The sequence below is a fragment of the Christensenella sp. genome, from assembly GCF_034927525.1.
In the GTDB taxonomy this organism is placed as follows: Bacteria; Bacillota; Clostridia; order Christensenellales; family Christensenellaceae; genus Christensenella.
Window position 1 is genome coordinate 1 of sequence record NZ_JAYFPU010000247.1, and the last position, 5,413, is coordinate 5,413.

General features: G+C 49.6%; 6 protein-coding genes and 1 rRNA gene. All 7 read right to left on the reverse strand.

Annotation, left to right across the window (positions count from 1 at the left end; genetic code table 11):
• Nucleotides 1–379 (reverse strand): 16S ribosomal RNA (locus tag VB081_RS10375); the annotation flags it as partial.
• Nucleotides 380–669: 290 nt separating this feature from the next.
• Nucleotides 670–1,554 carry an SPL family radical SAM protein gene (locus tag VB081_RS10380; protein WP_323400750.1) on the reverse strand — a complete coding sequence of 295 codons (885 nt, stop codon included), beginning with the start codon at nt 1,552–1,554 and terminating at the stop codon, nt 670–672.
• Between the two features lies 1 nt (nt 1,555).
• On the reverse strand, nt 1,556–2,302 hold the full coding sequence (locus VB081_RS10385; RefSeq protein WP_323400751.1) for a GNAT family N-acetyltransferase: 747 nt from the start codon (nt 2,300–2,302) through the stop codon (nt 1,556–1,558).
• 1 nt (nt 2,303) lies between these two features.
• Nucleotides 2,304–2,756, reverse strand: a complete 453-nt coding sequence (locus tag VB081_RS10390; RefSeq protein ID WP_323400752.1) for a GyrI-like domain-containing protein — start codon at nt 2,754–2,756, stop codon at nt 2,304–2,306.
• 58 nt (nt 2,757–2,814) lie between these two features.
• Nucleotides 2,815–3,717, reverse strand: coding sequence for a helix-turn-helix transcriptional regulator (locus VB081_RS10395; protein ID WP_323400753.1), 903 nt, complete (start codon nt 3,715–3,717; stop codon nt 2,815–2,817).
• Between the two features lie 6 nt (nt 3,718–3,723).
• On the reverse strand, nt 3,724–4,551 hold the full coding sequence (locus tag VB081_RS10400) for an endonuclease VIII (RefSeq protein WP_323400754.1): 828 nt from the start codon (nt 4,549–4,551) through the stop codon (nt 3,724–3,726).
• 85 nt (nt 4,552–4,636) lie between these two features.
• Nucleotides 4,637–5,413 (reverse strand): GGDEF domain-containing protein (locus VB081_RS10405; RefSeq protein WP_323400755.1); only part of this gene is annotated, 777 nt, incomplete at its 5' end.

Sequence of the window (5,413 nt, forward strand, 5' to 3'; positions counted from 1 at the left end):
GCCCAATATTCCCCACTGCTGCCTCCCGTAGGAGTCTGGACCGTGTCTCAGTTCCAGTGTGGCCGATCACCCTCTCAGGTCGGCTACCCATCGTTGACTTGGTGGGCCGTTACCTCACCAACTATCTAATGGGACGCGAGCTCATCCTGCATCGAATAAATCCTTTTACCTCTCTACCATGCGGTAGTGTGGTCTCATGCGGTATTAGCAGTCGTTTCCAACTGTTGTCCCCCATTGCAGGGCAGATTGCTCACGCGTTACTCACCCGTCCGCTACTAACTTTACAAGTGTGCAAGCACTCTCGTATCGTCCGTTCAACTTGCATGTGTTAAGCACGCCGCCAGCGTTCGTCCTGAGCCAGGATCAAACTCTTAATTAAAATCTTAACATCTCTTGCGAGACGTTTTTAACTATTCATTGATCTAGGCTCCGCTTTTCAAGCATTTTCTTTTCGTTTTTGGTACTGTATGCTTTTTTCAAGGTTCGCCGCGTTTTTTGCGGCTTATTTATAATACCAAATACCCCCTCCCCTGTCAACACATTTCTCTTAATTTTTTTCACCTTTTTTATGCACATTTTATCCACAAAAAAAGCGCTTTTATTGCTGCGCCTCATGTGGTACGTTTGCTTCTTAAGACCACTACATTTGGGGTAATTTTCCTGTCTTTGTCAAAAGAGCTTCATTTGCTGCACGACCGGTTCCTTTTTCTTGTACGCCGCCACAATATCTTCCATCCGGTAAAGCAAGCGGTATTTGCGACACTCGCTCTGAAACAACGCCCGCAGTTTGTTCGCTCTGGGGGATGCGCAATAGTAATTGCTCCTATATACATTACGATATTTGCGGCTGAGTCCCGGAAAGTGTGTATCCAGCTTTTGATAATAATAGTCCCGCTGGTTTTGCCGCAGTGTTACACCAAACATCGGAAAGATAAACCGCGCCCCGTTCTCGTGCGCCAGCCGTACCATCTCCATAACGTTCTCCTCCGTATCCGTGATATAAGGAAGCATCGGCGTAAATAATACGCCTGTAAATATCCCTGCTGCCGACAACTCACGAATCGCGCGGAACCGCTCGGAGGATACACACACGTACGGCTCGATGACCTTGGAAAGCGCATCGTCTGCCGTTGTGATCGTGATCTTGATATTGGCTGAAGCATTGCGCGCTATCCTTTGGATCAGATCGACGTCCCGCAGCACCAGCGAGCTCTTCGTGTCAAGCGCCACGCCGAAGCCAAACCGCTCAAGCAGCTTAAGTGCGCCTCGCGTCGCCTGTTCTTCCTTTTCAAAGGGATTGTACGTATCAGACATCGCACCCACGCCCACCACGCCTTTCTTACGCTTGCTTTGCAGCTCCCGTTCCAATATCGCAAGCGCGTCGCGCTTTATGCGGACGCGGTCAAAATCGTCCACATGGTAACACTCGCTCCTGCTGTCGCAATAAATGCAGCCGTGACAGCATCCGCGATACAGGTTCATGTTGTAGTCGTTGCCAAACCACGAATCATCCTTGGGACGGCCAAGTATTGTCTTTGCGGGCACAAGCTCCATATCACAGTCCTTTTTCTTCGAGGAATTTAACAAATTTCTTGTCGCTCATCATCTCGTTTGTCACAAACGCACCATTATAATATACGGCGTATGTGGTAAACGGGCACGGACACGCCTGCGCATCGTCCTGCGTAGAGATATGTACAAATGTCACTTGTGCACCCCGTTCCTCCGCCGTCTTTTGCAGTAGCGGCATATACTTTGCGTTCCACGGACAGTGATCCGTGTAATAGATGACCACGCCTTGCGCATCGTTCTTGCCCTCTTTTGCAGTACTAAGAAAGCACGGCGGCGCACCTTCTTCAAACGGCAGGTACAGCAGCTCAAAATACGGCTGTGCTGTGTCCGCAACCAAAAAACCGCGTTTCTTGTAGAACTTCGGATCAGAAACAAACGGTCGCTTCTTATCTGAGGAAAGCGCGACCAGTCCTTTTTTGCCCATACGCTTCGCTTCTTCAATGCACACCTTCAAAAGCTGCGTACCGTAGCCCTTCTTCGCAAACGATCCTGACACCCAGAAGCAATCAATGAACAGGTAGCCGTTTGCGCTGATCGGCGACCACGCATGCTCTGCCGGGACAAATTCGATAAACGCCTTGCCTTGTCCGTCCATCTTGCAAAACCGGTATCCATCTTTCATACGCTCCATAAGCCACTCGCGCTTCACCTGCGTACTCTTTTTGTCCGAGATCGCACAGCACAAATGCTCGTTTTCTATGTTGCCCTGCGTTATTTCAATGATGTCCATATCAGTCCTCAATTCCAATGTAAATGTGTATCTCTCCTGTTACCCCGTCGCTGCCAATATATTCCTCAAAGTCACTTTTATAGCTCCGCTTGAAGGGTAGGCTCCATACCGCATTCCAGATCGCGCCGACCTCTTGCTCCAGATTGCCTTTTGCCACAAACTTTGCGTACTTGCCCGCAGCGATCTTCTTTGCAGTAAAGGCTGGCGTCTCGCTGCCCTCCACTTCGCCCCCCGCGATGTAGGCATACGGTTTTGTAAAGTCTCCTTCGTAATCCGTATACAGTCCGACAAAATTATCATTGATCCGCCCGCGGATCAGTCCCGCCTTGCCTGAGCCAAAAAAGTCGTTCCACAGCGCGGCGATATCCGCTATTGCTTTTCCGTCCGCGTTCTGCGTTTGGATCAGGATACCGTCCACCGTCTTCTCTCCTACATTGACCACTTCATATTCCATATCACTTACTCCTTTATTATATAATGTAGGATAAGCATAACAGCCTTAATATGACTTCTCATGTCATATTACTATAATTTTCTTTCATTTTTTCGATGCGTTCACGTATGTTGCTTTTCACGTGCTCCGGTTCCGTCACCTGCGCATGCGCGCCGAACGACAGAATATAGCCGTACATCCATTCGTCCTCCGGAACGGTAAGTACCACCTCGAATCCTGCCGCTGTCTCATGGATGTTTTTTTCGTCGAACTCATCATAAACACGGTAGGAAAGCGCTTTTCCAATGTGCATCTTCACAGAGGTATATTGCATATCGTCATATGGCTTGTCGAGCACAGGCAGCAAGGACGCATCGCGCGTAAAGCCTTCGTCCGTCACGCACACCTCCTTCATGCGCGACAGCTTGAAGATACGGTAATCCTCCCTGTCCCGGCAAAATCCCTGTACATACCACGCCTTGCCCTTATAAAGCATACGCAGCGGCTCTATTTGGCGTTGCGTTTTTCTGCCATTCACCCCAAAATAGTAAAACGTGATCATCCGCTTATTCAGAATCGCTGTTTTCAATAAAATGAATTGATCCTTTTGCTCGCTTCCCCAGCCGGAAAAATCCACCTCGATCCAGTCAAACTCTTTTTGACGGAACAACCCGTTCAGCTTGGAGAGTATCTCGTCCGTCTCCGGATACTGCACTGCCCGCAGGCTTTGCAGCCCGATCAATATCTGGTCGCGTTCCTCCTGCGACAGCAATGATTTTTGCAGCACGAAATCATCCATCAGCGAGATACCGCCGCCCTTGCCCTTCGTCATATAAACAGGGATGCCCGCAAGGCTCAAAGCGTCGATATCGCGATAGATCGTGCGCACGGAAACCTCGAATTTATCCGCAAGCTCGCCCGCCGTCGTTTTTTGCTTATTGAGTAAAAGATACAGGATTTCAAACAAACGATTGTTTTGCATGTTATCTCACAGCTTCTGGCATGCCGGACAATAATAGACGCTGCCGCCAAGGTAGGCCTCTTTTCTGACCGTCCCGCCACAACCCGGGCATACCATCGCCGCGTTGTTCTTGCTCATCACGGTTTTATACCCGCCCGGCACGCCGTATAAATTCTTTTCCGTATCCCGTCCGCCCTTGTCCGCCATGTCCTTAAGGACATTTTTGATCGCCATAAAAAGCTCAGCAACCTCTTGTCCGCCCAAATCCGCAAGCTTGCGCTTGGGGTGGAGCCTTGCCGTCCACAAGATATCCTGCAGCACACCGTTTCCCAGGCCGGGAATACGCTGCTCCGTCGCCAAAAACGCTTTGACAGATGTTTTCTTCCTGTCCACACTGTCCATCAGCGAACGAAAATAATCCACATCGAATTCATCAGCTAATGGCGATACCTTTTCCCTCGCCACAAGATAATATGGGTTGTCGTTCGTGCCGACGGGGAACGCGTACATCGCGCCATACATCTGCACGCTCATGCAAAGCGCGCTGCCGTCGTCAAACAAAAGGTACAACTGGTGCTTTTTAGGCTCTGGCTCGCCGGGCGCCAAAAACTTGAACGTAATCCCGTCATTGAAATCCAGCCGATAATCTTCCAGCTCGATCTCCACATGCCCACCAAAGGATTTTGCTTCCCCCACGGTTTTGCCGCGCAGCATTGCATCGTAGGCAAGCGGGTCCCCACAAAAAAACGCAAACCGGTGCGGGCTCTTCCCCGCGATCACTTTTTCAATGCGTTTTCCCTTAAGCTCCTTCGTTATTTGTTTTGCCAGCGAAACGCTTTCAGGCAATTCGATCATTGCATTATCCTCCTGCCGGTTTTCTTTCTAATACCATAATACAATGATAAACTGACATATGCTGTCATATTCAAAAAATTAAACACTATTTTATTGTGTCCTTGATCTCGTAGCCAAAGCACATCCCCTTGCCACCTGCCTTTTTGACCTGGTACATCGCCATATCCGCTTTCTTAAGCAGTTCTTCCGCCGTTGTTCCATCTTCCGGATAACAGGAGACGCCAATGCTGGCGCTGCAATATATCTCTCCTGTTTTTAGCTTCCACGGTTTTTTGAACCGCTCGTGGATAAAACCGACAAGACTCCTGATATTCGCTTTCGTGATCGCTTCTCCGCCCAAAACCGCAACAAATTCGTCGCCGCCGTTCCTATAGATGGAGTCGCCGATCATTGGAATGCTGGAAAAAAACTTCCCCAATTGTATCAGGAACTCGTCTCCCTCATCGTGACCAAAATTGTCGTTGATGGCTTTAAATCCGTCAATATCAAAAAACAATAAATAGCCCTGCTCCGTTGCCGTAGCTTTATCAATGCGCCCTTCGCATTCCCTGATCAGCATCCTTCGGTTTGGCAACCCCGTCAATTGGTCATAATTGGCCAGCTTTTCTATCATCGCCTCATTCCGCTTGTTTTCGGTAATATCGGCGCTGCTTACCACATGCGCCAACCGGCCGTCCACCCATACAAACGCCGCGCTGAAAACCCGGAACCAGGAACCATCAAACGGACGCTGGTAGTCCCACGAATAAACCTTCGTGGGCGCGCCCTGCTCATCGATCAGTTTTTCCTGGGGACAAAAATCGCACGGACCGATTTGCCCCGGAAAAAGCGCCTCCCAGCATTTTTTTTGGCCCATGAATTG

What these genes read in the sequence shown, in the direction of transcription:
- VB081_RS10390 (WP_323400752.1), bottom strand. Translation starts at nt 2,756, where the DNA reads ATGGAATATGAAGTGGTCAATGTAGGAGAGAAGACGGTGGACGGTATC.
- VB081_RS10385 (WP_323400751.1), bottom strand. Translation starts at nt 2,302, where the DNA reads ATGGACATCATTGAAATAACGCAGGGCAACATAGAAAACGAGCATTTG.
- VB081_RS10400 (WP_323400754.1), bottom strand. Translation starts at nt 4,551, where the DNA reads ATGATCGAATTGCCTGAAAGCGTTTCGCTGGCAAAACAAATAACGAAG.
- VB081_RS10380 (WP_323400750.1), bottom strand. Translation starts at nt 1,554, where the DNA reads ATGGAGCTTGTGCCCGCAAAGACAATACTTGGCCGTCCCAAGGATGAT.
- VB081_RS10395 (WP_323400753.1), bottom strand. Translation starts at nt 3,717, where the DNA reads ATGCAAAACAATCGTTTGTTTGAAATCCTGTATCTTTTACTCAATAAG.